At 54.0% G+C, this 26,995-nt stretch carries 22 protein-coding genes and 1 pseudogene; 9 read left to right on the top strand and 14 right to left on the bottom strand.

Annotated elements, in window-relative coordinates:
• Positions 1-25: 25 nt before the first annotated feature.
• The gene (locus tag JJL52_RS10950; RefSeq protein ID WP_202052449.1) at positions 26-2,341 is read right to left on the bottom strand and encodes an alpha/beta fold hydrolase; all 2,316 of its coding nucleotides are present in this window, start codon (positions 2,339-2,341) and stop codon (positions 26-28) included.
• Between the two features lie 19 nt (positions 2,342-2,360).
• Positions 2,361-3,293, bottom strand: a complete 933-nt coding sequence (locus JJL52_RS10945) for an MlaA family lipoprotein (protein ID WP_202052448.1) — start codon at positions 3,291-3,293, stop codon at positions 2,361-2,363.
• Positions 3,294-3,429: 136 nt separating this feature from the next.
• Between JJL52_RS10945 and JJL52_RS10940 the strand changes: the two genes are divergently transcribed.
• A complete protein-coding gene (locus JJL52_RS10940; RefSeq protein ID WP_202052447.1) occupies positions 3,430-6,111 on the top strand; it encodes a bifunctional acetate--CoA ligase family protein/GNAT family N-acetyltransferase in 2,682 nt (893 codons plus the stop codon).
• Positions 6,112-6,240: 129 nt separating this feature from the next.
• Here the strand turns inward: JJL52_RS10940 and JJL52_RS10935 are convergent, their stop codons facing one another.
• From JJL52_RS10935 to hrcA, 6 genes are all read right to left on the bottom strand, one after another.
• A complete protein-coding gene (locus JJL52_RS10935) occupies positions 6,241-6,636 on the bottom strand; it encodes a bacteriohemerythrin (protein ID WP_202052446.1) in 396 nt (131 codons plus the stop codon).
• A 345-nt stretch (positions 6,637-6,981) separates the two neighbouring features.
• Positions 6,982-7,794, bottom strand: coding sequence for a 4-hydroxy-tetrahydrodipicolinate reductase (gene dapB / locus JJL52_RS10930; RefSeq protein ID WP_202052445.1), 813 nt, complete (start codon positions 7,792-7,794; stop codon positions 6,982-6,984).
• A 5-nt stretch (positions 7,795-7,799) separates the two neighbouring features.
• Positions 7,800-8,936 (bottom strand): molecular chaperone DnaJ, encoded by a 1,137-nt coding sequence (gene dnaJ / locus JJL52_RS10925; RefSeq protein WP_202052444.1) that lies wholly within the window; start codon positions 8,934-8,936, stop codon positions 7,800-7,802.
• A gap of 156 nt (positions 8,937-9,092) precedes the next feature.
• A complete protein-coding gene (dnaK, locus tag JJL52_RS10920; RefSeq protein WP_202052443.1) occupies positions 9,093-11,024 on the bottom strand; it encodes a molecular chaperone DnaK in 1,932 nt (643 codons plus the stop codon).
• Positions 11,025-11,096: 72 nt separating this feature from the next.
• Positions 11,097-11,732: a nucleotide exchange factor GrpE gene (gene grpE, locus JJL52_RS10915; protein WP_202052442.1), complete on the bottom strand. Its 636-nt coding sequence runs from the start codon at positions 11,730-11,732 to the stop codon at positions 11,097-11,099.
• A gap of 65 nt (positions 11,733-11,797) precedes the next feature.
• Entirely contained in the window at positions 11,798-12,850 is a 1,053-nt protein-coding gene (gene hrcA / locus JJL52_RS10910) for a heat-inducible transcriptional repressor HrcA (protein ID WP_202052441.1), read from the bottom strand.
• A gap of 531 nt (positions 12,851-13,381) precedes the next feature.
• On the opposite strand from hrcA, the gene JJL52_RS10905 reads away from it, so the two are divergent.
• From JJL52_RS10905 to JJL52_RS10885, 5 genes are all read left to right on the top strand, one after another.
• A complete protein-coding gene (locus tag JJL52_RS10905) occupies positions 13,382-14,266 on the top strand; it encodes an NAD(+) kinase (protein ID WP_202052440.1) in 885 nt (294 codons plus the stop codon).
• A 7-nt stretch (positions 14,267-14,273) separates the two neighbouring features.
• Entirely contained in the window at positions 14,274-15,953 is a 1,680-nt protein-coding gene (recN, locus tag JJL52_RS10900) for a DNA repair protein RecN (protein WP_202052439.1), read from the top strand.
• The gene (locus JJL52_RS10895) at positions 15,950-16,966 is read left to right on the top strand and encodes an agmatine deiminase family protein (protein ID WP_202052438.1); all 1,017 of its coding nucleotides are present in this window, start codon (positions 15,950-15,952) and stop codon (positions 16,964-16,966) included. The genes recN and JJL52_RS10895 overlap by 4 nt, the downstream gene beginning before the upstream one ends.
• Before the next feature lie 213 nt (positions 16,967-17,179).
• Positions 17,180-17,515, top strand: coding sequence for a DUF4359 domain-containing protein (locus tag JJL52_RS10890; RefSeq protein WP_202052437.1), 336 nt, complete (start codon positions 17,180-17,182; stop codon positions 17,513-17,515).
• Between the two features lie 122 nt (positions 17,516-17,637).
• The gene (locus JJL52_RS10885) at positions 17,638-18,159 is read left to right on the top strand and encodes a nucleoside triphosphate pyrophosphohydrolase family protein (protein WP_202052436.1); all 522 of its coding nucleotides are present in this window, start codon (positions 17,638-17,640) and stop codon (positions 18,157-18,159) included.
• 9 nt (positions 18,160-18,168) lie between these two features.
• On the opposite strand, the gene JJL52_RS10880 is transcribed toward JJL52_RS10885, so the two are convergent.
• The gene (locus JJL52_RS10880) at positions 18,169-18,549 is read right to left on the bottom strand and encodes a rhodanese-like domain-containing protein (RefSeq protein WP_202052435.1); all 381 of its coding nucleotides are present in this window, start codon (positions 18,547-18,549) and stop codon (positions 18,169-18,171) included.
• 804 nt (positions 18,550-19,353) lie between these two features.
• On the opposite strand from JJL52_RS10880, the gene JJL52_RS10875 reads away from it, so the two are divergent.
• Positions 19,354-20,229, top strand: a complete 876-nt coding sequence (locus tag JJL52_RS10875) for a M28 family peptidase (RefSeq protein WP_202052434.1) — start codon at positions 19,354-19,356, stop codon at positions 20,227-20,229.
• 57 nt (positions 20,230-20,286) lie between these two features.
• On the opposite strand, the gene JJL52_RS10870 is transcribed toward JJL52_RS10875, so the two are convergent.
• Positions 20,287-20,736 carry a hypothetical protein gene (locus JJL52_RS10870; protein WP_202052433.1) on the bottom strand — a complete coding sequence of 150 codons (450 nt, stop codon included), beginning with the start codon at positions 20,734-20,736 and terminating at the stop codon, positions 20,287-20,289.
• A gap of 569 nt (positions 20,737-21,305) precedes the next feature.
• On the opposite strand from JJL52_RS10870, the gene JJL52_RS10865 reads away from it, so the two are divergent.
• Both JJL52_RS10865 and JJL52_RS10860 read left to right on the top strand, forming a co-directional pair.
• Positions 21,306-22,565, top strand: coding sequence for a PhoPQ-activated pathogenicity-related family protein (locus tag JJL52_RS10865; protein ID WP_236994193.1), 1,260 nt, complete (start codon positions 21,306-21,308; stop codon positions 22,563-22,565).
• A gap of 75 nt (positions 22,566-22,640) precedes the next feature.
• Positions 22,641-22,940 (top strand): YkgJ family cysteine cluster protein, encoded by a 300-nt coding sequence (locus JJL52_RS10860; protein WP_202052431.1) that lies wholly within the window; start codon positions 22,641-22,643, stop codon positions 22,938-22,940.
• A gap of 51 nt (positions 22,941-22,991) precedes the next feature.
• Here JJL52_RS10860 and JJL52_RS10855 read toward each other — a convergent pair whose 3' ends face one another.
• The 4 genes and pseudogenes from JJL52_RS10855 to JJL52_RS10835 form a co-directional block, all read right to left on the bottom strand.
• The gene (locus tag JJL52_RS10855) at positions 22,992-23,390 is read right to left on the bottom strand and encodes a TraR/DksA family transcriptional regulator (RefSeq protein ID WP_202052430.1); all 399 of its coding nucleotides are present in this window, start codon (positions 23,388-23,390) and stop codon (positions 22,992-22,994) included.
• A gap of 476 nt (positions 23,391-23,866) precedes the next feature.
• A complete protein-coding gene (locus tag JJL52_RS10850; protein ID WP_202052429.1) occupies positions 23,867-24,838 on the bottom strand; it encodes an MlaA family lipoprotein in 972 nt (323 codons plus the stop codon).
• A 394-nt stretch (positions 24,839-25,232) separates the two neighbouring features.
• Positions 25,233-25,601 (bottom strand): annotated as a pseudogene (locus tag JJL52_RS21400) (IS5 family transposase); the annotation flags it as partial.
• A 390-nt stretch (positions 25,602-25,991) separates the two neighbouring features.
• Positions 25,992-26,891 carry a hypothetical protein gene (locus JJL52_RS10835; protein ID WP_202052426.1) on the bottom strand — a complete coding sequence of 300 codons (900 nt, stop codon included), beginning with the start codon at positions 26,889-26,891 and terminating at the stop codon, positions 25,992-25,994.
• Between the last annotated feature and the right edge of the window lie 104 nt (positions 26,892-26,995).

The raw sequence follows: 26,995 nt of genomic DNA, 5'->3' as shown, positions 1-26,995 counted from the left end.
GGCGGGCGCTGCCCGGCTCGCATTTTTACTCAATCCGACTGAATTCGGCCGCTTTTGTTTCACTCGTGCAATGAATAATAAAGTCATCGTTGATCTTCCACATGCCGTCGATGTTTTCCATGATGATGCCGTGCCGCTTCGATTTCAGTATTTTCAGTTGTCTGTCCGGGACTCTGATTTTCTGCATGATTTCCGGCGCGCTTTTGACTGAAACCACAGGGTCCTGATCGCCATGAGTAATCAAGACCGGAATTTCGATCTTGGGTAAAAATTCGTCCAGATGCTGAATCAGAAGCCGTAATTCATAGAGGCAACGAACCGGCACGTTCCGGTAATTGACGTGCGGATGTTCCGAGACGTTTTCCAGGAATGGCTTGACTCCCTCGTAGGAAGATACCCAATCCACAAACTTGTTCGTACCGTGCAGGAAAGGGATCAGCATGAAGGTTGGGTTGATGAATTTCAACGGGACCGCCGCGGCGCTGACACCGAGGATCTCCGGGCGATTTTCGGAGGCCAGTTTCAACGCCAGCGCGCCGCCGGTGGAAAAACCGGTCACGACGATCTTCCGGCAGTGCAGTTTCAGGATTTCGAAGCCGTTGACGACCGAAGTGTACCAATCCTCCCAACTTTGGTCCCGCAGCGCGTAAGGCGAGGAACCGTGCCCTTTCAAACGGACGCCCATCACCGTATAGCCTTGGTGCATCAGGTGGACACCGTAGCCTTTCATTTCCGAGGGACTGGCGAGCAGGCCGTGAATCAGCAGTACGCCGATGCCGTTTTCTTCGACCGGCTGGAGCAGAAAAGGCGAGGGGTCTTCGGTGGCGGTTTCGTGATCGTTGATGTCTTCGTAAATGGGCTTGGTGTATTTGTGGAGCTCCCACTTCAGGTCCATCTGCTCGTCTTCGAACCGCCAGCCGGCGAGTTCTTCGGGATCGAGCCGGTCGCATTCGGCCAGCGCCGCGATCATCGTCTTGCCGATCGCGGCGATCGGTTCGGCCTCGTTGTTGTAAACCGCGATCAGGTTTTCCAGGCGGATCAGGTCAAAATCGTGCTCTTCGAGCAATTTGGGCAGGAAACGGTAATACTCGCCCTCTTCGACAATCAAATCGGATAATTTGGCGACATTGATGAAATGCTCGAAACTCTGATTGGTACCGATGTTCAGGTTTCGGTAATAGTTCGGATTCAGCAGGCTTCGATGCAGATGGATGGACGTGTTGGTCTGGAGTTTCTTCACGCCGATGTACAGCGCGTTATAAAAGCGCTGGCGCTCGATCAGCAGCTGGCCGTTTTCGATGCAATGCATGATCAGGGTCGAAGCCAGATGGCTCAGGTTGATCGTGACGTTGGCATAGATTTCTTCCATATAGCGGTTGCGCGTCATATTGGAAGAGGCCTTCAGCAGAGAGCCGAGCAGTTTGTGTTTCCAGTTTTTGGGAGCCAGCGGCATCGTGAAGATATCGTCCAGCGACGTCAACTCGGCCGCCACCAAGTCTTGCAGCGCTTTGGTGCTCCAGCTCCAGTCTTCCTGCGGATTGACCGGGGTTCCCATCCGGATGTCCATGTCGGTGTTCCTGAAAATGATATTGCCTTCGACCAGCAATTCTTCGGTCTGGCGCATGGATAAGCCGCCGGAAAACAGCTCGACGCTGGTCAGCAATAAATTTTCGGACGTCCTGATCGGGTAAAACGTGATATTGGAGGGAATGATTAGCGTGGGTTTGAGCGCGGAAGTCAGCAACTGGTCCAAACTGTCGAGTTCCAACTGCTCCTTCCAGCGCACCAGTTGCGCATGATTTTTTTCCTGATAGGCGGTCCGAATCATTTCCTTGAAGATCTCGAGGCCCTGCGCCAATACCGCGGCGCCGGTATGATGCTTGCGCCGTTCGCCCGTGAGCCGGGAATAGACGCTGTAATGGCCTTTCACGTCCATCACCCGGTGGTCCTTGACCATCCCCCCTTCCGGAAAGATGATCACCTTGCGGCCGCGCAGAATCTGCGCGGCGAGCAATTGAAACAGGCGCGGATGATTGTGCGGAAAGCATCCGACATTGCTCAAATAGCGGGACAGTACATTGTCTTCCCTGAAAAATTCGCCCGAAGCAATGGCGCAGCAGTAAGCGCCCGTTTTTTCGTAAATCAAAAACTGAGGAATAAAAGTTTCGAAGCGCGAAAAGTGGTTGAACAGAAAAATGTCGCCTTTTTCGACCTGCTCTTCAGCGTGCAGCTTCATTTTGACGCTGAGCAACTTACGTACTTGGTTGAAAATTTTGACCGATCGGGAATAAAGTCCGGTATCGATGTCGTTCCAGTTTTCGGGATAGGACGGTTTGCTCATGGCATGAATCCTTGTTCGTTTATTCCGGCGGCATCAATTCGAGTAGCCGCCGTGAATGATTGACGACCGGCGCGGGGCCCGATTGATCGTTCGTACGCCCGAGGTTATTGGCGCCTTGCGTCACTGGAGGCAAGCCCGAGCCGGCCGCCGAGGAGGGCGCGGCGTTGGTTTGATCCGGTTTGCCGCTGCCTGTTATCGCTTCCTCTAGATCGATATCGTCAGCATTTTGTTCCGGCGGATTGCCGTCGTAGACAAGATATTCGCGGTTTTGCTGATAGGCGTTTTTAATGAAATCGTAGCGGTCGACCGCCGCTTCATCGACGATCTTCTCGGAAGTGAGCAGATCGGCGCGCGCATCGGTCACTTCGACTGCCTTGGCGCCGGTGATTGCCGCGCCGACTGCCGCGCTGCTTCCGAAGGAGATATAAGTCAAAGGATTCAGCAGGGCGTCGCCGAGCAGGCCGACCGCATCCCGCGGCGAGCTCGGGCCCAGCAGCGGCAATACCAGATAATTGCCTGAAGGCATGCCCCAAAAGCCCAGGGTCTGTCCAAAATCCTCGTTGTGCTTGGGCAGATTGATTTTCGAGGCGACATCGAACAATCCGCCGACTCCGGCGGTCGTGTTGATCAGAAAACGGCTCAGGTCCATGCCGCCCTGCAGCATTTTGAGCTGGAAGAGGTCGTTCAGGGTGATGCCGATATCATTGATATTGCCGAAAAAGTTGGTCACGCTCTGATTGACGGGTTCCGGCACATATTCCTGGTATCCCTTTGCGACGGGCTTGATGACGGCTTTGTCCAGATCGTCGTTAAAACCGTGCACGCTGCGGTTCCAGCCTTCCCATTCGTCCTTTGCCGGCTGGGCCGGCTCGGATGCGCAGCCGCTCAGCCCGCTGACGACGATCAGATTGGCGAGCAGGGTGGAGTTCAGTATCAATTTGTTTTGCAACATAAATCTAAAGTTAATATGGATTGATCGATAAGGGCATTTTACTCCAGTCTAGACTTTAAGCGGCAATAAATACATGGATTGCGCTTTTTCGATGCTAAAATTTTTTCGATTTCCGGATTACCTTTGTCGGAGCATTATGGGCCCTCATTATCTCAGCCGTTTTTTTTCTCCCCGCGCGGTCGCGATCATCGGCGCCTCCGAACGTCCCGACAGTGTCGGGCATCGCCTGCTGCTGAATGTGCTGGAGGGAGGATTCAAAGGCGGGATTTATCCGGTCAACCCGAAGCATGAAACGTTGCTCGGCTGCAGGGTCTATCCCGACCTCAACTCGATTCCCGAAGAGGTAGACCTGGCCGTGATCGCAACCCCGGCGGCTACCGTGCCCGGCCTCGTCCATCAATGCGGCGACAAAGGTATCGGCAGCGTGATCATCATCAGCGCCGGTTTCGGCGAACTCGGCGCGGAAGGCAAACGACTGCAGGGCGAGATTCTGGACATTGCGCGCCGCTTCGGGATTCGCATTATCGGCCCGAACTGCCTCGGCGTGGTCCGGCCGGGCAGCTGCCTGAATGCGACCTTCGGCGACGGTCCCGTGAAGGACGGCAATCTGGCGCTTTTATCGCAATCGGGTGCGGTCTGCACGGCGATTCTGGATTGGGCGCAAGCCAACGACATCGGCTTTTCGACAGTGGTATCGATGGGCGGCGCGGCCGATATCGACTTCGGCGAGGTGCTGGACTATCTGGCGCTGGATACCCGGACGACCGGCATTTTGATGTATGTCGAAGGCATTCGCGACGCGCGCCGCTTTTTGAGCGGCCTGAAAGTCGCGGCACGGCTGAAGCCGGTCATCCTGATCAAGTCCGGCCGCCATGAAGCCGGTTCCAAGGCTGCGATGTCCCACACCGGAGCGATGGTGGGCGGCGACGACGTCTTCGACGCGGCGATCGAGCGGGCCGGAGTGGTCCGGGTGTACAGCATCGCGGAACTGTTTTCGGCGGCGCGGATCCTCGTCAACAATTATCTGGTCAGGCAGGCCCGCCTTGCGATCGTCACCAATGCCGGAGGACCCGGCGTGATGAGCACCGACCGGGCAGGCGACGTCGGGGTCAAAATGGCCGAGCTGGGTCCGGCCGCCGTCGAGGCGTTGAACGGGGTGCTGCCTGTGCACTGGTCGCACGGCAATCCGATCGACATTCTCGGCGATGCGACGCCCGAACGCTTCCGGAAAGTGCTGGAAGTTTGCCTGCAAGAGCCGAATGTCGACGGTGTGCTGGTGATCCTGACCCCGCAGGCGATGACCAATCCGACGCAGACCGCGCAGTGCGTAATCGAGGCGGCGAAGAACTCCGCTAAGCCGGTGCTTGCGTCCTGGACCGGCGGTTCGAAGGTCAAGGAAGGCAGGGCTTTATTCGAGAACTCCCGCGTGGCGCATTTCGACACCCCGGAAGTCGCAGTCGATGCTTTTTCGTTTCTGGCCAAATACCACGACAACCAGATCCTGCTCAAACAGATTCCTTCGCTTGCGGAAGAACTTCCCGTACCCGATGTCGAAGGCGCGCGGCTGATCATCGAGCGCGTTTTATCCGAAGGGCGCCAGACGATGACGACCCAGGAATCGAAAGCGATCCTGGCGGCGTTCCGGATTCCGGTGACGCAAACGATCAAGGTCGCTAATGTAAAAGATGCGATGATCGCGGCCGAAACGATGGGATTTCCGGTTGTTTTAAAAGTGAACATGGCCGAATTTAGCCATAAATCCGACATCGGTGGCGTCAGGCTGAATATCCGCAGCGTACAGGTGCTTTCCAGCGTTTTCGCCGAAATGGAAGCTGCGATTCGGAGGAAGCATCCGGAAATCAACGAAATCGGGATGACCGTCGAGCCGATGTACGGCTCTTCCAGCGGACGTGAATTGATGGTCGGGGCGATCCGCGATCCGGTGTTCGGTCCTGCGATCAGCTTCGGGCTCGGCGGTACGATGGTCGAAATTCTGCGGGACAAGTCGGTTGCGTTGCCGCCGCTGAATGCCTATATGGCAGGGCAAATGATCGCAAAGACGAAAGCGGCGAAGTATCTGGGCGCATTCCGTCAATTGCCGCCGATCCATAGCAAAGCCCTGATCGATGCGATGCTGAACATTTCGGCGATGGTCAGCGAGTTGCCGGAAATTCTCGAACTGGACATCAATCCGTTGATTGCGGACGAACACGGCGTGATGGCGGTCGATGCGCGGATCAAGGTGCAGTTATCGCATGAGCTGATACCCTATTCGCATATGGCGATCCATCCTTATCCGCACGAGTTGACCGAGCATTACCAGCTCGCCAGCGGCGTCAATATCATGATCCGGCCGATCAGGCCGGAAGACGGCGATCTGGAAAAGGATTTCGTGCACCGGCTTTCCGAACGCAGCAAATATTTCCGTTTCATGCAGGCGTTGCAGGAGCTGACGCCGGAGATGACCGTACGCTTTACTCAGATCGACTACGATCGCGAAATGGCTTTCATCGCGGTTTCCGAACACGAAAACCCGCCCAAGGAGTTCGGTGTCGGGCGCTATATCATAAATCCTGACGGGCACTCGGCCGAGTTCGCGCTGGTCGTTTCCGACGACAGCCAGTGTAAAGGCATCGGCACCCGCTTGATGAAAATGCTGATGCGTAGCGCCAAATTCAAAGGCATCGCCTACCTCGAAGGAGAAGTGTTGACCGTGAACAAGCCGATGCTGTCATTCGTCAGCAAACTCGGCTTCAGCATCGAAGAAATTCCCGGCGAACCTGAAGTCGTGCGTGTGAGCAAGGATTTGCGGCAGTAAGGGATTGAGGCGAAATGGAACAGCGCCGCTTTCCTTCGCCTCGAAGGCGGAGCGGGATAAAGTTAAAAACCGCGAGTTTGTGCTGGGCGTGAAGGCGGGCACCGAACCGCCTTCACGCCCGCCGGTGTTTTACTTCAAAGCGACCGCATATCCTTTGTCGAAAGCCGGAATGTGATGGTCCAGCCAGCCTTTGACCATCTGGCCGACATCTTCGGTTACTTCTGCTTGTCCCGCATGGAATTTTTTCTGCAGATCGGCGCAGATATTCACCAGCGCATCGTGTTCTGCCTTATGCGCGCCGAAACCGGCAAACCCGGCCGCGGCCATTTCTTTTTCTTCATGCGCGAAATGTTCGACCACATAGGCAATCAGATCGTCGAGCTGAGAACCCACCGCCGACCGTTCGGCGCCTCCCGTCGCCAGATCGTACAGTTTGTTCAGTTTGCCGAACAGGACTTGATGCTCTTCGTCCGCAAAGCCGACATTGGTTCCGAATTGTTCTGCTGTCCAGGTGATAAGTGCCATGATTTTTCTCCTCTGAGGATTGTTATTATAAACCGCATAAATATTATGGTTTTTTTGGAGGCAAAAAACAACAATTTTTTTAAGGAAAATAATTCATCAAAGGCTCATTGTTGCGCAACACCTGGAACGTAATACCGGAGATCGATCGGAGCTGCTCTTTGTTCGGAACGTCCGGGCTTTTTTCGGCTGACTCGGATAGCGAGACCGGAACGGCTTTAAGATAGCGAGCGAGGGTCGGACGAGGGCAATCGCCACTCGCTGCAAGACAATAGGGGAATATATTCCGGAGAAAAAGAAGCAAGGCCCGATTGCCGAGCCTTGCCAAAACAGAGGTCTTTTTTGAATTTAGCCCAGGTTTTTCAATCCCAGCACGTCCTGCATGTCGTACAAGCCGTTCGGATTGTCCTTCAGCCATAATGCCGCGCGCACCGCACCGTTTGCGAATGTCATCCGGCTGGTCGCCTTATGGGTGATTTCGACGCGTTCGCCGTCGTCCGCAAACATCACGGTATGGTCTCCCACGATATCGCCCGCGCGAATCGTCGAAAAACCGATCGTTTTGCGGTCGCGCGCGCCGGTATGGCCCTCGCGGCCGTAAATCGCGCATTCCTTCAAGTCGCGGTCCAGCGCCGCGGCAATCACTTCGCCCATTCGGAGCGCAGTGCCGGACGGTGCGTCGACCTTGTGGCGGTGATGCGCCTCGATGATTTCGATGTCGCTCTCATCGCCCATCACCCGGGCGGTCATTTCGAGCAGTTTTAGCGATAGGTTCACTCCGACGCTCATGTTCGGCGACAGCACGATCGCGATATCCTCGGCCGCACGCTCGATCGTGCGTTTCTGTTCCTGCGTATAGCCGGTCGTACCGATCACCAGCTTTTTGCTGGCTGCCCGGCATTGTTCGATTAGCATCATGGAGGTATCGGGGCGGGTAAAATCGATCAACAGGTCGAATTGATCAAGCACCGCCGACAAATCGTCCGCAACCTGCACGCCGATGGTGCCCATGCCGGCCAGTTCTCCCGCATCCTTGCCGACCGCCTGACTGCCGGGCCGGGATATGGCCGCGGTAAATTCGGCATAGGCCGATGCATCGGCCGCCTTGACCAAGCAAGCTCCCATCCGGCCGGAAACGCCCGCTACTGCAATTCGAAGCATTTTGCTTATCCTGTCAATTTATCGAAAAAATTTTTTACGCCGTCCATGAACGAATGCTCCTGCGGGCTATGATGCTTACCGCCCCCCATCAGCGATTCATTCAGTTTAGCGATCAGCTCTTTTTGCTCCTTGGTCAGATGCACCGGCGTTTCGACCTGCACTCGGCACAACAAGTCGCCGACCGGGCCGCCGCGGACCGGTTTCACGCCTTTGCCGCGCAGGCGGAACATTTTGCCGGTCTGCGTTTCGGGCGGAATCTTCAGATTGACCTTGCCGTCGAGCGTCGGCACTTCCAGTTCGCCGCCCAGGCAGGCGGTCGGGAAACTGATCGGCACTTCACAATACAGATTCGCCCCGTCGCGGGTAAAGATCGGGTGATCTTTAACTTGAATCTGCACGTACAGATCGCCCGGCGGTCCTCCGTGCTCGCCGGCTTCGCCTTCGCCGGACAGGCGGATCCGGTCGCCGGTATCGACACCGGCCGGAATCTTGGCCGACAGCGTTTTGGTATCCTGCACGCGGCCTTGCCCGTAGCACTTGCCGCAAGGATCTTTAATCTGCTTGCCGGTGCCGCGGCAGGTCGGACAGGTTTGCTGTACCGCAAAAAAGCCCTGCTGCATCCGGACCTGGCCATGGCCGTGGCAGGTCGAGCAGATCACCGGCGAGGTGCCTTTCCGGGCTCCGGTGCCCGAGCATTCGCTACAGGCGACCAGCACTTGCACGCGAATCTTCGCTTCGGTGCCGGCCACCGCTTCTTCGAGCGTCAGTTCCAGATTGTAGCGCAGGTCGGCGCCGCGCTGCGCGCCGCCGCGCGAGCGGCCGCCGCCGAAAATGTCGCCGAACATGTCGCCGAATACGTCGCTGAAGCTTTCCGCGCCAAAACCGCCGCCGTAGCGGCCGCCGCCCATTCCCGACTCGACTCCCGCATGGCCGAACTGGTCGTAAGCCGCACGTTTTTTCGCATCCGACAAAACTTCGTAAGCTTCTTTGATCTGTTTGAATTTGGCTTCCGCTTTTTGAGGATCGTCCTTGTTCCGGTCGGGATGATATTTCATCGCCAGCTTGCGGTAGCTCTTCTTGATTTCTTCATCGCTGGCGTTCCTGTCCACGCCGAGAAGTTTGTAATAATCTTCTTTTGCCATGTGTTGTTATTAGGTGGCTTTAAACAAAATTGCAGGAACAGCCGAGCGTCTGTTCCTGCAAGGAAAATGTAGGGTAGGCAAACAGTTTCACCGTTTGCCCACCGTTTTGCGGATGAAATCGGTGGACGGAAAAAGCGCCGCCCACCCTACAAAGTTTTAGCCTTTCTTGTCGTCCTTGACTTCTTCAAACTCCGCATCCACCACGCCGTCATCGGCCGCATGCTCCGAAGCGGAATGCGCGCCGGCCTGGGCGCCGCTTTCGGAAGCCGATTTTTGCGCATAAACGCGCTCGGCCAATTTACCCGACAGTTCGGTTAGTGCATTCGTTTTGCTTTCGATTTCGGACTTGCTGTCCCCTTTGCAGGCCTGTTTCAGTTCTTCGACCGCTTTCTCGATGGCTTCTTTTTCCTCGCTGCCGACCTGATCGCTCAGTTCCTTGACCGATTTTTCGGTCGCATGGATCAGGCTGTCCGCATGGTTGCGCGCGCCAACCAGTTCGGCCAGTTTGCGGTCTTCTTCCGCATGGGCTTCGGCATCCTTGATCATCCGTTCGACTTCGGTATCGGACAGGCCGCTGGATGCCTTGATCACGATCGACTGTTTCTTGCCGGTCGCCTTGTCTTTTGCCGACACGTTCAGAATGCCGTTCGCATCGATGTCGAACGAGACTTCGATTTGCGGAATGCCGCGCGGTGCAGGCGGAATATCAGTCAGATCGAAACGGCCCAGCGATTTGTTCGCGGAAGCCATTTCACGCTCGCCCTGCAGCACATGCACGGTCACGGCGGTCTGGTTGTCGTCCGCGGTCGAAAACACTTGCGATGCATTGGTCGGGATCGTGGTGTTCTTCTCGATCAGCTTGGTCATTACGCCGCCCAGGGTTTCGATGCCCAGCGACAGCGGAATCACGTCGAGCAGCAGCACGTCCTTGACCTCGCCGCCGAGTACCCCGGCCTGGATCGCCGCGCCGAGCGCGACCGCTTCGTCCGGGTTCACGTCTTTGCGCGGTTCCTTGCCGAAGATCGATTTGACCATTTCTTGCACTTTCGGCATCCGGGTCTGGCCGCCGACCAGAATTACGTCATGGATTTCGGATGCTTTCAGGCCGGCGTCTTTCAGCGCGATTTCGCAAGGGCCTTTGGTTTTCAGGATCAAATCTTCGACCAGCGATTCGAGCTTGGCGCGAGTCAGCTTCACGTTCAAGTGTTTCGGACCCGATGCATCGGCCGTAATGTACGGCAGGTTCACGTCGGTCTGCTGAGTCGAAGACAACTCGATCTTCGCCTTTTCGGCCGCTTCTTTCAGACGCTGTAACGCCAGCGGGTCGTTGTGCAGATCGACGCCGCTTTCCTTTTTGAATTCGGTCGCCAGATATTCGATGATCCGCGCGTCGAAGTCTTCCCCGCCCAGGAAGGTGTCGCCGTTGGTCGACAAGACTTCGAACTGGTGTTCGCCTTCGATTTCGGCGATCTCGATGATCGAAATGTCGAACGTGCCGCCGCCGAGGTCATACACCGCAATTTTGGTGTCGCCTTTCGGCTTGTCCATCCCGAACGCCAGCGCAGACGCGGTCGGCTCGTTGATGATCCGCTTGACTTCGAGGCCCGCGATACGGCCAGCGTCCTTGGTCGCCTGGCGCTGCGAGTCGTTGAAATAAGCCGGCACGGTAATGACCGCTTCCTTCACTTCCTCGCCCAGATACGCCTCGGCGTCTTTTTTCAGTTTCATCAGCACGCGTGCGGAAATTTCCGGCGCCGCCATTTTCTTGCCGTTCACTTCGACCCAGGCGTCGCCGTTTTCAGCTTCGACGATTTTGTAGGGCACCATTTTAATGTCTTTTTGTACGACATCGTCCTTGAACCGGCGGCCGATCAAACGCTTGATCGCGAACAGGGTATTTTTCGGATTGGTGACCGCCTGACGTTTGGCGGACTGGCCGACCAGCACTTCGTCGTCATTGGTGAAGGCGATGATCGACGGCGTGGTGCGCGCGCCTTCGCTGTTTTCGATCACTTTCGCGACGCCGTTTTCGAGCACTGCTACGCAAGAGTTGGTCGTGCCTAAATCTATTCCGATAATTTTAGCCATTGAATGCTCCAGACTTGAATTTTTTCACTAAGGTTAATGTTGTTTTGCAATATGGGGCCTGTTTATACGAGTTCAAGCCTGTTCATCAATAATGGGGGTATCGGACGACGGTTTTTGCGGCGCTTTTGCAACCACCACCATGGCCGGCCGGAGCAAGCGTCCGTTCAGCATGTAGCCTTTCTGGAAGACGTTAACGACCGTATTCGGCTCGGCGCCTTCGATTTCCTGCATCATCATCGCCTGATGCTGCTCGGCATTGAATGGCTGTCCGAGCGGATCGACGGTTTCGATACTGAATTTGTTGAATACCGCTTCGAGTTGCTTCAAAGTCAGTTCGGTGCCTTCGCGGAATTTCTGCACTTCCGGGCTGTCGCCGGTAGCCGCCTGTAGGCCGAGTACCAGGCTATCCATGACCGGCAGCAGGGCTTTCGCGAAATTCTCCAGTGCGAATTTGTGCGCACTTTCGATATCCCGCTGGGTTCTTCTGCGAAGATTTTCCATTTCGGCCACCGTTCTGACCGCCTTGTCCCAGTTCTCCTGCGCTTTCCGTTCGGCATCGTCCAGTTTGGCTTGCAATTGTTCTACCGTCGGCTCTTGCTCGGCCAGTCCGGTCGCCGGTGCTTCGGCTTCCGCCGCAGCCGAGTTTTGCACCTCAGGCTGGGCATCGTTTTTTACTTGGGTTTCGAGGTTTTCCTGTTCGTTGCTCATTCAAAAGTCCTGCAAAAAAAATGGTCACATGCCCCGGGTGGAGGCACCCGAAATTATCATAGGGGCTATGATGGGGATGCGGATTTCGGATTCAAGGCTGCACTCAATAATTTTGCAGTAATGTCCACATACGGAATGATTTTTTCGTAAGCCATCCGGGTCGGTCCGATCACGCCGAGCACGCCGACCACTTCGTCGCTGACCGAATAAGAGGAGGTTACCAAACTGCAATGGTCGAACGCCTCGTAGCCGGATTCTTCGCCGATGAAAATCTGTACGCCGTCGGCTTTCATGCACTGATCGAGCAAATGGATCACCCCTTGTTTTTGGCTGAAGGCTTCGAACAGACTGCGGAGCCGGTCGCGGTCCGACAATTCGGAAAATCCCATCAGATTGGTTTCGCCGCTCAGCACGAAATCCTCTTTCTTTTCCTCCGGTTCGAAAGCCAGTTGCGCCATCCTGATCGCATCGAGCATCAACTGGTTCATCTGCTCGCGGTCATCCTGCAGTTCTTTCAATACGGCGTCGCGTACCGCGGCCAGACTGCGTCCGGAATACACCGAATTCAGGTAATTGGCTGCCTGCTGCAATTCGGCCGGGCTGAACAGGCGGGACGTGAGAATGATCTTGTTGTGCACTTCCTGTTCATTGGTTACGAAGATGACCAGTACCCTCGAATGGGATAACGGCAGGAATTCGATATGACGCAAATACAGCATTTCCCGCTTCGGCAGAGTGACCACGCCGGCCATCTGCGACAGTTCGGAAAGCAGGCGCGAAGCCGCTTCGAGCGTCTGGCCCCTATCCTCGATCCGGGCCAGCCCCCCCTGGAGACGGGCGATTTCCTGGAGCTCCAACGGCTTGACCGTCAGCAGGCTGTCGACGAAAAGCCGATATCCGCTGACTGTCGGTATCCGGCCGGCGGAAGTATGCGGTGAATGGATCAATCCCATGTCCTCGAGGTCGGCCATGACGTTGCGAATGGTGGCCGGACTCAGCTTCAAGTCGGAATCTTTCGCCAGCACGCGCGATCCGACCGGCTGTCCATCGCTGATATAACGCTCGATCAACGCCTTCAGCAATTGCAGCGAACGTTCGTTTAGTTGCGGATGACTCACACTAACCTCTAACAGAAATCGTTATTAGCACTCTCGGAATGTGAGTGCCAACTGAGCAAATTAGCAATAACAAGGCCGGTTGTCAACCGGGCCGTTCTATTAAGCCAAGGCAATCGCGCTGTCTATTCAGTATAGGTGCAGTATTAGGTGCGAATTGATCCGCATACCACTCTTTGAGCGTGCGGATCAATTCGCACCTACGCAGGCTCGATCCCAGCTGTGCCTCTATTAAACCAAAGGGGGCAGAGCCCGATTGTCCTGTTGATTAAGGGATTTCCCCCAGCTTCTATCGATGACCAGCAAAAAAATTAAATATTATCTGATAATAGATTCTTATTACAAGCCAGCCGGTAACAAGAGAATCAACTAAATAAAGTTTTATTTTTCGAGATAATTTTCGGAAGCGTTCAAAAGGGTTGAACTTGTCGAGCGTGTCGCTCCAGGCAATTACGATAATGTCGGTCGGCAATAACACGAATGCAAAAGTGATTTTTTTGTATAATCGCCAGCTTTACCGGCTTCTATCGACCCATGCGGACTTTTTTTAATACCATCGGCATCATCGGCAAACCCAGCGATCCCAGCATTGCCGATACGTTGTCGCTGCTTTACGATCATTTGATCGGCTGCGGTTATCAAGTGATCGTGGCCACTGACAGCGCCGTTTGTATCGACAGCATCGACAGCAGGCCGGTCAAGGCGGAACCGCCGGAGACGCTGGGTCAGCATTGCGATCTGGTGATTGCGGTCGGGGGCGACGGCACGTTTCTGGCTGCTGCCCGCGCGATCGCGAATTTCGACATTCCATTGATCGGGATCAATCTTGGCCGTTTGGGCTTCCTGGTCGATATTTCGCCGGACGAATTGCCCGGCCGCCTGCATGCGATTCTGGAAGGCCGTTACAAGGCCGAAGAGCGTTATTTCCTGCGCGCGAAGATCGTCCGGGAAGGCGAGGTGATTCACGAACAGACTGCGCTGAACGAAGTTGCGGTACACCGCTGGGTCACGCCCAGCATGATCGAGATCGTCACCCGGATCGACGGCGTCTTCCTGAATTCGCAGCGCTCCGACGGTTTAATCGTGTCAACCCCGACCGGTTCGACCGCTTATGCGCTGTCCGCCGGGGGGCCGATTCTGTCGCCGTCGCTGAACGCTTTGGTCCTGGTGCCGCTGAATCCGCACACGATGTCGAACCGGCCGATCGTGATCGACGACAGCGCCGAGATCGAGCTGAGCTTTTGCCAGAACAAACAAATCAAGGCATTAGTTACCTGCGACCAGCTGCAGATTCCGGACGTATTGATCAGCGATAAGATTCTGATCAAGAAAGACCCGAAACCGATTAGAATTTTGCACCCGGAAGATCACGATTTTTTCCATATCCTTCGCGAAAAACTGAACTGGAGCAACGGGTGAGGGCGCGATGCTGTTGAATTTGAATATTCTCGATCTGGCAGTGGTCAAATCGCTCGACCTCGACCTCGAAAAAGGCATGTCGGTTTTGACCGGTGAAACCGGAGCCGGCAAATCGATTCTTTTGACCGCGCTCGGGCTCGCGCTCGGCGACCGCGCCGATTCGGGCTATGTGCGGCCGGATTCAAAACGGGCAGAGATCAATCTCGAATTCGATCTTGACGATGCGCCGTCCGCGCGCGACTGGCTGGCCGAGAACGAACTCGATGACGGTGACAGGTGCCTGATCCGGCGGGTTGTAAGCGAAGATGGCCGTTCGAAGGCGTATATCAACAACCGCCCGGTCACTCTGCAATCGCTGCAGGAGCTCAGCGAAAAACTGGTCGAAATCCACGGCCAGCACGCGCATCTGACGCTGCTCGGCGCGGACGAACAGCGCCGCCTGCTCGATGCGTTCGCAAAAAGTCAGCCGCTGCTCGACCGGCTGAACGCCTGTTACCGACAATGGCATCAGGCGCACCGGGAACTTGCCGCACTGAAGAAAGCCAGCCTAGACCATAGCGAACGCGAGGAACTGCTGCGCTATCAGCTCGATGAATTGGCCCAGCTCGATCTCGCGCATTTCGATTACCAGGCCCTGTCCGATGAGCATAACAAGCTGGCCAATCTCGGCCACATCCTGAGCAGCGGCCAGCAGCAGCTCGACGTGCTGTACGAAAACGACCAGGTGTCGGTACTGCGGATGCTTGGCCACTGCGTAAACGAATTGAATCATCTGGCCCGTTTCGCCCCGGAGCTGAACGGCGTGTGTTCTCTGCTTGCGGAGGCGCAGATCCAGATCGAGGAAGCCGCTCTGGACTTGCGCCGCTTTCTCGAGTTGCAGGAAGCCGACCCGAAGCGGCTGGAAGAACTCGAAAACCGGATCGGAATGATCCAAAACCTGAGCCGTAAGCACCATGTCGCTCCGGAGGATTTGCCGGAACTCGCTCAAAAGCTGGCGCACGAGCTCGACAACCTGACGCACAGCGAAGAGAGATTGGGCGAACTCGAAGCGGACGTCGCCAAATATCTCGAACAATACCGCCAACTGGCAGTCGAACTGACTGAAATGCGGTGTGAAGGAGCCGCCAGGCTCGGGCAGCAGATTTCGGCGATGATCAAGGAGCTCGGCATGCCGCAGGGCGAGTTTCGGGTCGAATTAACCGAGTCGGACAGCCGCGAACCGAAACCGAACGGGCTCGACAAGATCGAGTTTTTGGTCAGTGCGAACCCGGGCATGCCGCCGAAACCGCTGGCGAAGGTCGCCTCCGGCGGGGAGCTCGCGCGGATCAGTCTGGCGATCCAGGTTACGACCTCGAGCGATAAGACCACGCCGACGATGATCTTCGACGAGGTCGATTCGGGCATCGGCGGTGGCATTGCGGAAATCGTCGGCCAGAAGCTCAGGAGCCTGAGCCGCGACCGTCAGGTCATGTGCGTAACCCATCTGCCGCAGGTCGCTGCGCAGGCGCATCATCATCTGTTCGTCGCGAAGAACCAGCAGACCGACCTCACGTCGTCGACCGTGCGCATGCTCGACGGCGAAGAACGCATTCTGGAGGTCGCCCGTATGCTGGGCGGCGTCAATATCACCGAAAACACTCTGGCGCACGCCAGGGAAATGCTAACTTTAGGGAACTCACAACCATGATCCGATTTCCAGCCGAATGGGAACCTCAATCCGCCGTTTTGATTGCATGGCCGCATGAAACCGGCGATTTTATCCACCTCGACGAGGTGGAAGCTTCGTACCGATTCATTGCCGAGACGATCAGCCAGTATCAAAAGCTGTTTATTGTCTGTCGCGACGAGGCTCATGAAAACCGGATACGCGGGCTGATCGACACCAACCCCAATATCGTCTTCATCCATGCGCAGGTCAATGACATCTGGGTCCGCGACACGGTCTTCCTGACCGTCGAAGACGACGGCATACCGGTGTTGGTGAATCTGCGCTTCAACGGCTGGGGCGGAAAGTATGCGCACGAGCACGACGATGCCTTGAACCGCAATCTCCTGCCTGCCGCGTTGTTCCATGGGGTGAAAACCCGCGACGTCGACTTCATCCTCGAAGGCGGCAGCGTCGAAAGCGACGGCAAGGACACGATCATGACTACCCGCCAGTGCCTTTTGAATCCGAATCGCAACAAGGGGTTGACCAAACACGAGATCGAACGCGAGCTCGGCCTGATTTTCGGGGCTTCGCGCGTGATTTGGATCGACCAGCCGAATCTGCCCGGCGACGACACCGATGCGCATATCGATACCCTGGCACGCTTCTGCAATGCGCATACGATTGCCTACACTGCCGCCGACGACGAGTCCAATCCGCTCTACGAGAGCCTGAAGCGCATGGAGAGCCAGCTTCAATCCCTGCGCACATGGGGCAACAAGCCATATCATCTGGTTCCGCTGCCGTTGCCGAAAGCGATCTTCGACGAAGAAGGCCGCCAGTTGCCGGCCAATTATTCGAACTTTCTGATCATCAATGAGGCGGTCATGGTGCCGGTTTACGACGACCCAATGGATACGATTGCGCTGGAACGGCTGGCCGGCTGTTTTCCGGACCGCAAGATCATTCCGACTCCCTGCCGGCCGCTGGTGCATCAATACGGCAGCTTGCACTGCATGACGATGCAATTCCCGGCTGCGGTGTTCAAATAAGAGGCCTTTCGAGGCAGGGCGGCAGGCGGACCGATCTGCCGTCTGTTTTTTATAGGAAGATACTCGATGAATGAAGAAAGGTAGGATAGGTAGAGGCGCCAGCCGAAACCCATCGATCGAGGTGCGGTATGGCTATGCCCGATGGTTTTCGCTTCGCTTTACCCGTCCTACCCTCATAAACCCGGCCCAACTTTAATGTAGGGAGATATCTGGATGAAGTCGTTAACTTCTGCGTTGGCCCTGATTGCCGTCCTCGGCCTTCTGACCTATACCAATCCGAAAATGGACGAATATGATCAATTCATCAATCAACGGATTATCGAAAGGACCCGGAAGGCCCAAGATCCGCTCGAAGGTATGATCGGTTCGGTTTTGGGCGGTTTCGCGGCCAAATTGCTGGCCCGGCAGACACTGCGTAAAGATTATCTTTTCTTCAGCACTTACGATACCGCGCTCGGCGAGAAGCACATCCGTTCGATCGGCATCCTGAATCATTTTTTTCTGACCGAAGACCAGGTTTTTCATGGCGAGTCGCCACAAATCCCTTGAAATGAACCAACTTTCGCTGGGGTAAGTCGTAATTTGTGCATGATGCATACGAGTTTTCTCCTTGAACAGGCTTCGGTTGATCGGTGTGCGACAGCGGGAAGCTTTAACATCAGGAAGCGCTTATGAACAAACATTTGCAGTCGGTCCGGGAATTTCGGGAGCACTTCGGTTTTCCGGCAGGGGAGGGGCATCTCTCCGACATGGCCATCGTATTGCGCCAGGCCTGGCTGATGGAAGGCGGTAAGCAGGTTTTCCTGTCGATCAAACAGGGCGACATGACAGTCATTCTGGCCAAATTGACCGGCCTCGCTTATCTGGCCTTGAATGCGGTCGCGATGCAGGGCGCAGAGGTGCACCTGCAACCGGTAACCTGGCGGCATGAGGCCTCGATCCTGTCACTGGTACGGCTGATCGGCGACCGGATCAATGCCTGCTTGTCCGGCCGATCCGAAGATTATTCGGCGCTTTACGGGGCCTGCGCGCAATTGTCCGGAGGATTCCTGAATGCGGATTTCGACAAATCGTTCGGCCTATTCCATCAGCACCAAATGGAAACGGTCACCGTACGCGGGCAGGGCGTCGAGGATCGGAGCGAAGTCGAGTGGAACCGCCTTCCCGACTTGAGCGATTGCCTTTATGAATGAGGCGCGCGTTCATTCGAAATCCAGTCCCGCCTTTTTCCAGGCCTTCGCGCCGCCTTCCAGATTGAACAGGCTGCGGTAGCCCAATGCGTAAAGCGACTTTGCCGCGGCATTTCCCATCGGTCCGCTTCGGCAATAGAGATAAATGGCGGCATTTTTATCCTTCGGCAGTTTATCCTGATATTTCTCCACCTCATCGTAGGGAACGAAAAGATCGGTACCTTTGATATGCCGTTGTTCGGGCGTGTGCACGTCGACCAGAAAAATATCCTGATGCTGCATAACCTGCTGCAATTCCGCCGGCGATAGCGTTTGAACATAGTCCGGCTTCTGAAACTGGCAGCCTGCCATCAAGACGATAAGACTCAGGATTGCGGGGAGTTTATTAACCATGATGTTTACGTTGTAGAGATCGATCCAGAGATGGCAGTGTACGTTGGGATAGACGAGTAGGCAAGCAGGTGGACGAGCTTCTTGCGCCGTTCCTGAGCGCAGGGCAATCTGGACGGAGGCAATTGTGCATACTTCGGAGTAAGCATTTCTGCGTAATGCCGCGGCAAGGGGCTATTCCTGAAGGTTGCCAGGATGCCTTCCGAAAACCCTAGTGGATACCCCTAAAATCTTTAGTTCATCACAAAGTCGGACAGCTTTCCTGTTCCTTTTTTCCAGAAATTGGTAACTCACTTGCGCGTCGTTTAATACGCGGATGTTTCCTCCGGGGCAATCCAACACCATATTGGAGATGCTTAACTTCGTTTTTTTGTCGGCTAAATTGCTGTTCATATGCGTACCGTGGGAAAACTGGGTTTTATACCCTGGGTTTTCGAATATTTGACGATGCGTTTCGAAAATGAACTGATATCGACGGTTGGCCGCGTCACTGTTCCTTGTGCGTAGGTAACCTGCTTGCCTCTCGTTTGAGCACCTGCAAAAATCACTACGATAAAGTATTAATTGCGATTGACATTGGGCGTGACGGGCAGCGGGATATCTTTATTCTTTAATTTCTTCATTTAACCCAGCCATCACAATCGGATAGAACCTGTTCAACATTGCTATATCGGCCGGCTCTGTTTGTCTTGTTGCCTATTTCTAAGATCCAAGCAGTCTTTCCTCAAAAAGTGAACTCCTGCGACGCCTCCCTTGCCAATAGGAATAGGTTTAGCATTACGCACAGTGCAGAGGAGGGGGTCGGGGATGAACGTATCGAAGCAGCATATCGTGCAATTACGCGAAGACATTTACCGTCTTGCCAGCGATATCGGCGAGCGTAATGTTTACCGGTATTCGCAATTGATTGAGGCGGCTTCACTGATCGACCGATGGCTGCGCGATGCCGGTTATATCCCCGCTCGACAGGAGTATGAGGCGGATGGCAAGCGGTTTGCCAATATCGAAGCAGAGGTGCGAGGCGATGTTTCGCCGTCGGAGATCGTGATCGTAGGTGCGCATTACGATACGCATCAGGGGTCACCCGGCGCCAACGATAATGGGTCAGGCGTCGCGGCGCTGATCTCGCTGGCCCGTGCGTTCGCGGACGAACCGGTCGCCCGTACCGTGCGTTTTGTCGCGTTTACCAATGAGGAAAAACCATTCCTGCGCACCGAAAAGATGGGAAGCCATCTCTACGCGGAGCGCTGCCGCGAGCGCGGCGAGAATGTGGTCGCGATGATCTGCCTGGAAACCATAGCCTGCCGTTACCTAGAGCGCGGAAGTCAGCGTTTGTCGCTGTTCGGTCTCATGGCCCCGACCCGGGGTAATTTCATCGCCCTGGTCGGCAACCGCCGCTCGCATACTCTGCTTGCCGAAGCAGCCGAATCGTTCCTGCGGCATTCCGCGATTCCCTGTGAAACATTTACGCTGCCGACCGATTTTCCGGGGGCGTGGAGTTCGGACCATTGGTCATTCTGGAAACAGGGCTATCGGGCCCTGATGGTCACCGACACGGCGCCGCTACGCTATCCTTTTTACCACAAACCGGGTGATAGAATCGAGCAGCTCGATTACGAGTTTCTTGCCGACGTGGTTGAAGGGGTGCGAGGAGTCGTCGCCGATCTGGCGATGAAAGCGTGAGTAAAAGGTAAAAGGGCTATTTCTCGGTTGAATTCGATCGAAACGGGTAAACCGGCTTTAGGGTTTGCTGTACTCATATTGGCCTTCCGCGTTTTTTTCCCGTTTTAAAGTGCCTTCTTTAACCATCTTCGCCAATTTACCGGAAATATCGCTTTGCTTGATTTTCTTGGCGAAATTGACTTCACAATATTCGATAATCGAGCGGATCGACTGCGGTTGTTCGAAGAAAGCGCTTGTGGTCAATTTGGCAAGTATAGACACGGGGCCTTCCCCGTTCGCAGCCCTGTCTGTCGGCAGCGATCTAACTTTTGATTTAATTCTTTTTCTTTTGGAACGAGAAGGGGAGATGTATTCCGGTTCTTGTGCCGTGATGTCCGGTGCTTTCTTTTGCTGGGCATTGAAGACCAAATCGATAATGCGCAGCTGTACGGCTTCGGATGTAAAAGAATTGATGACTTCTGAAAGTTCCTTCAGCTGATTTTTGACTTCTTCAATATTTTCGATCATATTCTTTGCCTCGCCGAGAGCACGAAAATCCAGCACCATGGGGCTTGCTAGGTAATGTAGCACTATATTTTGATAGTATATCACCAGCTCATAGTCTAGCTCTACATCTACAGTAGATTGAGGAATCCATTCCTTCCATATCGTGGATTACAGCCCATTCGGTAAATACTTTAGAAAGTCAGGGATTCATGACCGGCCTGCTTCATTTGGCTATCCGTCTCGGATGCGGGATTGCGCTGACGGGGAGCGGATACAGGAATACGAATATCGGTCCTGATCCCTTAGAGCAGAGGACTCATTCCTGACATATTCGGTCCCTTGTTTATAGCGAGGCAATTAATAGATTTTAAAAAAATTGCACTATCCGGACTGAATAAAATCTTACTTTGGACGTACTCGAATCGGAGTATGAGTATTTAATCGGGATTTTATGGGCCTCTTCGTAAACCTCAATCAGCTGCCGACTGAACGATAAAAACTGCATTATGCCTATCCCTCTGCAAAACCTTATAAAGAGGCTCTGCCTCATCGGTTGTCTTTTTATAACCCAAACAGTTTGGGGAAATCCTTTGGAAAATTACCTTAACAAAACCGAACCGGAATACCGCTGGCAATCCGTCAAGATTGCAAACGAGCATTGGGGAACGGTGGAGCGCTATGTGCTGGTCAGCCAGAATTGGCGTGGCCATACCTGGACGCACCAGCTGGTCGTCGTCAGGCCTCATGCGATTCGCAATCCCGATATTGCTTTTTTAAGAATCGCAGGCGACGGTAATGCCGAAAACCAGGTAGAAGATCTGAAAATCCTGGCGGAGCGGGGCGGCGCCGTTGCGGCGGTGCTGACGAATGTGCCCAATCAGCCGTTTTATCAGGACCGACGTGAAGATGCGTTGATTGCCTATACGTTGAATCAATATCTCAAGACCGGCGACGAAACCTGGCCTTTGCTCTTTCCGATGGTCAAAAGTGCGGTGAAAGCGATGGATGCCGTGCAGGAGATCGTTAAATCCGAACATCGCCAGCAAATCCGGCGCTTTGTAATGAGCGGAGCTTCGAAAAGAGGCTGGGCGACTTGGCTGGCCGCGGCGGTCGACCGGCGCATTGCCGCGATTGCGCCGATGGTGATCGACACGCTCAACATGAAGGCGCAGCTGCAATGGTCCGAGCAGATCTACGGCAAACAGAGTACGAAATTGCAAGACTACACGGAATTGAACCTGCACCGAAAAATCGACAATGAACCGATGCGGAAACTGCGCAGCTGGATCGATCCCTATGCCTATGTGCAGCGCTTGACGATGCCGAAACTTTTACTGCTGGGCACCAACGATCCCTACTGGACGGTGGATTCGCTGCGCCATTATTGGGATGACTTGCCAGGACCGAAACTGATCTATCAGACACCCAACGCCGGCCACGATTTGAACGGTGGCGAGCAGGCGCTGCAGACGCTGGCGGCGTTTTTCGAATTGATCGCCGATAACAAGCCGCTGCCCAAACTGGCCTGGAAATTCAAGCAGGCGGATAACGGCCACGTTTACGTCCAGGTCGAAAGCAATGAAGAGGCCGGCGCGATCCGCTTATGGAGTTCTCATTCCGATGACCGCGATTTCAGGGACAATCGATGGACCGCAGAACCCTTGGCCATTACCCGCGGCAGCAGCCATGCCAAGGCTTTGATTCCGGTCCCGAAGTCGGGCTACCGCGCCTACCTGATGGAGGTCGAGCTGAAAACCGATACCGGCCATCCCTTCAAACTTTCGACCCAGGCGCAAGTGTCGCCGGACACCCAGCCTTGTCATTGCTGGGCTCTGGAAGAAAAAGAATGACGGTTTCAGCCGCAGGCCGCATAGAAGCGTTAATGACCGTATGAGTGTGTCTTTTTCAGTGCCTGAGGTTCTTTGATGCAATGTCGAGCCGGCTGCGGCGCGTGTTGTATCGCGCCGTCCATTTCTTCCTCGATGCCGTTACATCCTTTCGGCAAGCCTGCCGGTGTACGCTGCCTGCATTTGGACGAAGAAAACAAATGCGCGATATTTCTGCATCCCAGCCGTCCCCGTGTATGTGCCGGCTTTCAGCCAACCGAAGATGTCTGCGGCAGCAGCAGGGAAGAGGCTATGGCGATTTTATCGGAATGGGAAAGCCTGACAGGGGCGGTGCAGCCGTCGCCGGATTCAAGATTGACGCATCGCTGTCCGAAGTAGACGTCTAAGCCTCTCAGCCCCTACGCTGGCTCGGTAGTCAGCCGTCTGCTATCACAACGACGGCTGGGCACCGTGCGCAAAATTATGATCGTGGGCTTCCTGGCAGATAACGCAACGCCGGGCGGCAGGATTGACTTCCAGGCGTTTCGGCGAGATAGGCTGAAGGCAGTCGCAGCATTCGCCATAGGTGCCTTGGGCAATTCGCACCAGGGCCTCGTCGATGTCGCGAATTTCCTGGATGTGGCGGTCGATCGAGGCCAGCTCGAGGTCCACCAGCAGGTCGGCCAGCGACTCCTCCCCGCTGTCGTGCACGCGTCCTGCCAAATCCACGTATTGTTCTTTGTCGAAACTGAGCAATTCCGCGCTGATCTCCCGGCGCAACGCCATGTAGCGATCCTTCAGCTTGATCTTGAAACCATTGATTTGGTGGTCGGTTAACTCGATGCTCATCGTTTTTTCCTCCTGTTGAGACTTGGCTGACTACCGCTCGTAAATTGACCGAACCACTGGCATGGGGAACAGCCGGATTTGATAAAGCTGTCTTGAGTTGCGGATCAGGATTTTGACTAAGACTCGTCCGTCGTGTTCCGGCAGGAGGCGTTTTTCATCGCCAAAGTTTTATTGCTGAGCTTTTTGCCATGAAGCGCTTACGCTTAGAGACGTAGTGCAACCTATGCGCCGTTTGACGCGGGTCAGTTTATGCGCCGGAATATGAGATGGGCAAACCGACATAAAAAAATTCAAACTCGGCGTTGATCTGACCGCCGCACGATTCCAGATGCAAAGGTGCAAGCTTGACGACACGAATTACGATTTCACCGTCTGTGGTTAAAATCGAACCGGTTCTAAAAACGGATTCAATCGCAGGGCAAACTGCGTGTCTACCCCTGCGATTGAATCGATAACTTGCGAAGCTATTAGAAGAGTTAACGGTTGATGATTTCGCTTAACCGGTCGACTTTGGCCGAGTTTTGCTCGAAGGCTTCGATCATCGCCTCGTAAGCCGGACGTTTGGCCGATGCGGTCTTGTCGGTAGGCTTTACGGATACGGGGTCCTTACTTGACGCATCGGCAACGGATTTTTCAGCCCCAGGATTATCTCTCTTCGGATCGGCAGAATTGTCGAAGGAGGCATCCAGATCCAAGTGATCGTGGCCGATGTCGGTTTTGCCGTCATTAACCAAATGCCGACGATGCTGCAGGAAAGACTCGCGGGTAAACACGTACGGATCCAATGAGGCCTCGTCGATAAAGTTCAACGCGCCTTGGGCTTTGGCGCGATCGTTGATGCCCTCTATAATACCGGTGAACGGTACATAGGTACCCGGATTGGCTGCTTTGTCCACGATACCGCCACTACCGTCGCGGATAGTTGTAGGTCCCATGACCGGCAGCACCAGATAGGGACCTTCGCCGACGCCCCAGACCGCCAGGGTTTGCCCGAAGTCCTCGACGTTGGGATGTAAACCCAGTTCGCTGGCTACGTCAACCAGACCGACGACACCTATCGTCGTATTGGTCAGAAATCGACCGCTATCCGAAGCCCCTTGGGCGAACTTCCCCTGCAGGAAGTCATTCAAGACGACATTGATGCCTTTCAGGTTATTGAAAAAATTGCTGACGCCGGTTTCCACGAAATCGGGTGTAATAAATTTATAACCGTCGGAGACCGGTTTGAAAAAATATTTATCCAATTTCATATTGAAGTTATACATTGACCGGTTGAATCCTTCAAAAGGATCCGTCTGGCTTGCCTGGGGCGGGGGTGTTGTAATCTCTACCGACGATTCCTTATCTTTCCCGGTGCTCGCACAGCCTGTCAGTATCGAGGCGCTTGCAACTAAAAAAACGGGTACTGAAAGGGCTTGGCTTATACCAGGATGGAATCGGGTAAACATTTGTGCATTTCCTAATAAAGGTCGGTGGTTTGAGGCGTATTGAAAAACGGGGAATTAAAAGGCTGCCGCAATAGATTAATAGTTATGATTCGATATCAATAATATTGTAACACTTTAGTTGTTATCAAAATAAAAATCATTGGTACCAGAACGACCCCAAAAGTACGTTCTGAGTCATTGAATTACGTTGAGCCGGCCGAGCACGACCTCACTCTATGATCGTTGGCCCGGTCCTGACCGCGCTTCGGTTACGTTCCCCCGAACTGTTGTTCCGGATTTCACCAATCGCATTCTGTCTGGCGTTCGGAGTATCAAGAATATAAGGTACGTAAAAATAGAGGTATGCGAGGCTTGTTTTCGGCTGCGTTGGACTCATCTTGACGTAATAAAAAACTCGGATCGGCATACCTTGCACATTTACGGCCAGATGTATTCGAGTATTGAGCCCCCTTTTGTACGTCCCATCGCCTGATTGCCCCCCTCGCGCACCGACTGCCTGCGGATGAACTTTGATGTGGCTGGCATCGATCATCAGCCATTCAAAATCCGGTTCCGTGATCAGTTGTTCCAAAAGCGTTTCCCAAACACCCCGCAATCGCGCCAGCGGCAAAAACGCCGGTGCGTGTTCTTCCAATCGCCATAATCGGGCGGCAGATCGCGCCACGGCGCGCCGGCCCGCAAGATCCAGAACTGCATTGATGAACAAGCGGTTGTCGTGGGCCTTGCCATTCCAGATACCTTCACGGCCGGATAAAGGGGGTTTTTATGCCGCATCGGAAAGATTATGGCGTCGCTGGGCGAGCAGAATCTATCCCAGATTATGTAAGCACTATTCTCCGGTATGGGCTTATAAGGGGAAGGAAATACCGCTTTGTTGTAATGTTATTTTCCTTGAAAATTAGTTTTTCTCTTTAGCCTTTGTTAATCAAAAATCTTTTATATCTATTATCATATAATAGTGACTAAGTAAAAAGCGAAACTTCTTTGAATTGCTGTTGATTAATTGCTTGATAAGAAGAACGTGGGCTGCCAGCCTGCCAGAAAGTGTTAAATAGAAAATCAAAGGAAAATAGCGCGTTAAGCAAATATCTTTATAACTATCTCAAAATCGAAAACCGGTACATTCAAATCTTTAGCTTTCTTAAAAAATGGGTTATCCCCTATATTTAGGCAATAACCGATACAAATTCAGCAAAGGTAAATAAGGTTCGCATTCAATTGTAATATTACGCTTTGCCAAACGACATTCTTTCGCAGAAGGTTCATCCGGTAACAACGTTTTTGGGGGGAGAGGGGCATTCGACCTACACACATAGAAAATGGGTGTATGCGCGTAGCGCTGTATGCGTTTTTCTACGCCATTCTGATTGACGTACAAGTTAACTCGCCGATGAATGCTTTCCGGGAAAACTTGTACCAAACACCCGTCGTCAATCGCATGAAATCGCTCAAGTTCATGATATATGGCATCATGCTCAGCCCATGACCGCTGCAAAAGCTTATCCAATCGTGCCTGAACTTCAGATCGATCCAGTTTTATGGTTTTACGATAACGATTCCAGAAAAAGCCGGCCGAAAGCACAGGGTAGGGAAGTGCGATAAACTTCCGGCAGGCTTGCCGGCGATTGAAGCGCGGATAGCCCAAGCGGGTCATGGCCCTTTTTGATAACCGATCGCGATTATCATCTTCGTCTTCGAGCTCGGAAATTTCAAGCTCGCCTTCCAGCGAATCCATTTTCATTAACTGCTTATGCAGCAGATCCCGACATTCGTTCACCTTGTTTATCGTCAGATACGTACTCATAGAGCAAGGTGCCAGTCCGTTATATTGAATAGTAGTTCCAGGCTCCTGCCCATCGTCAGTGTAGGACCAATTCAGCACGATGTTTCTCAGCATATTCCGGGTTGCGGCATGATCCCCATCAATTTGCTGAATCCAGACTGGATATGCGCTGTCATCATTCAAGCAGGCAATAAGCTCGTTATGAGACTCTCTAAATGCGGTAAAAACGGTGAGTAGTTCGGCTTTTAATTCGGATTCTTTAGATGACATTACATTACCTCAGGGCTTTATATTTTAATATTATCTGATAATAGAAACTAATTTAGCAATATTAACAAAGCTAACGATAAAATCAATTTAACTTGAATTCGGGA

The sequence above is a fragment of the Candidatus Methylomicrobium oryzae genome (assembly GCF_016745425.1).
GTDB classification, from domain to species: domain Bacteria; phylum Pseudomonadota; class Gammaproteobacteria; order Methylococcales; family Methylomonadaceae; genus Methylomicrobium; species Methylomicrobium oryzae.
Note: the sequence above shows the minus strand (reverse complement) of the source record. Positions and strands in the feature narration are given on the sequence as shown.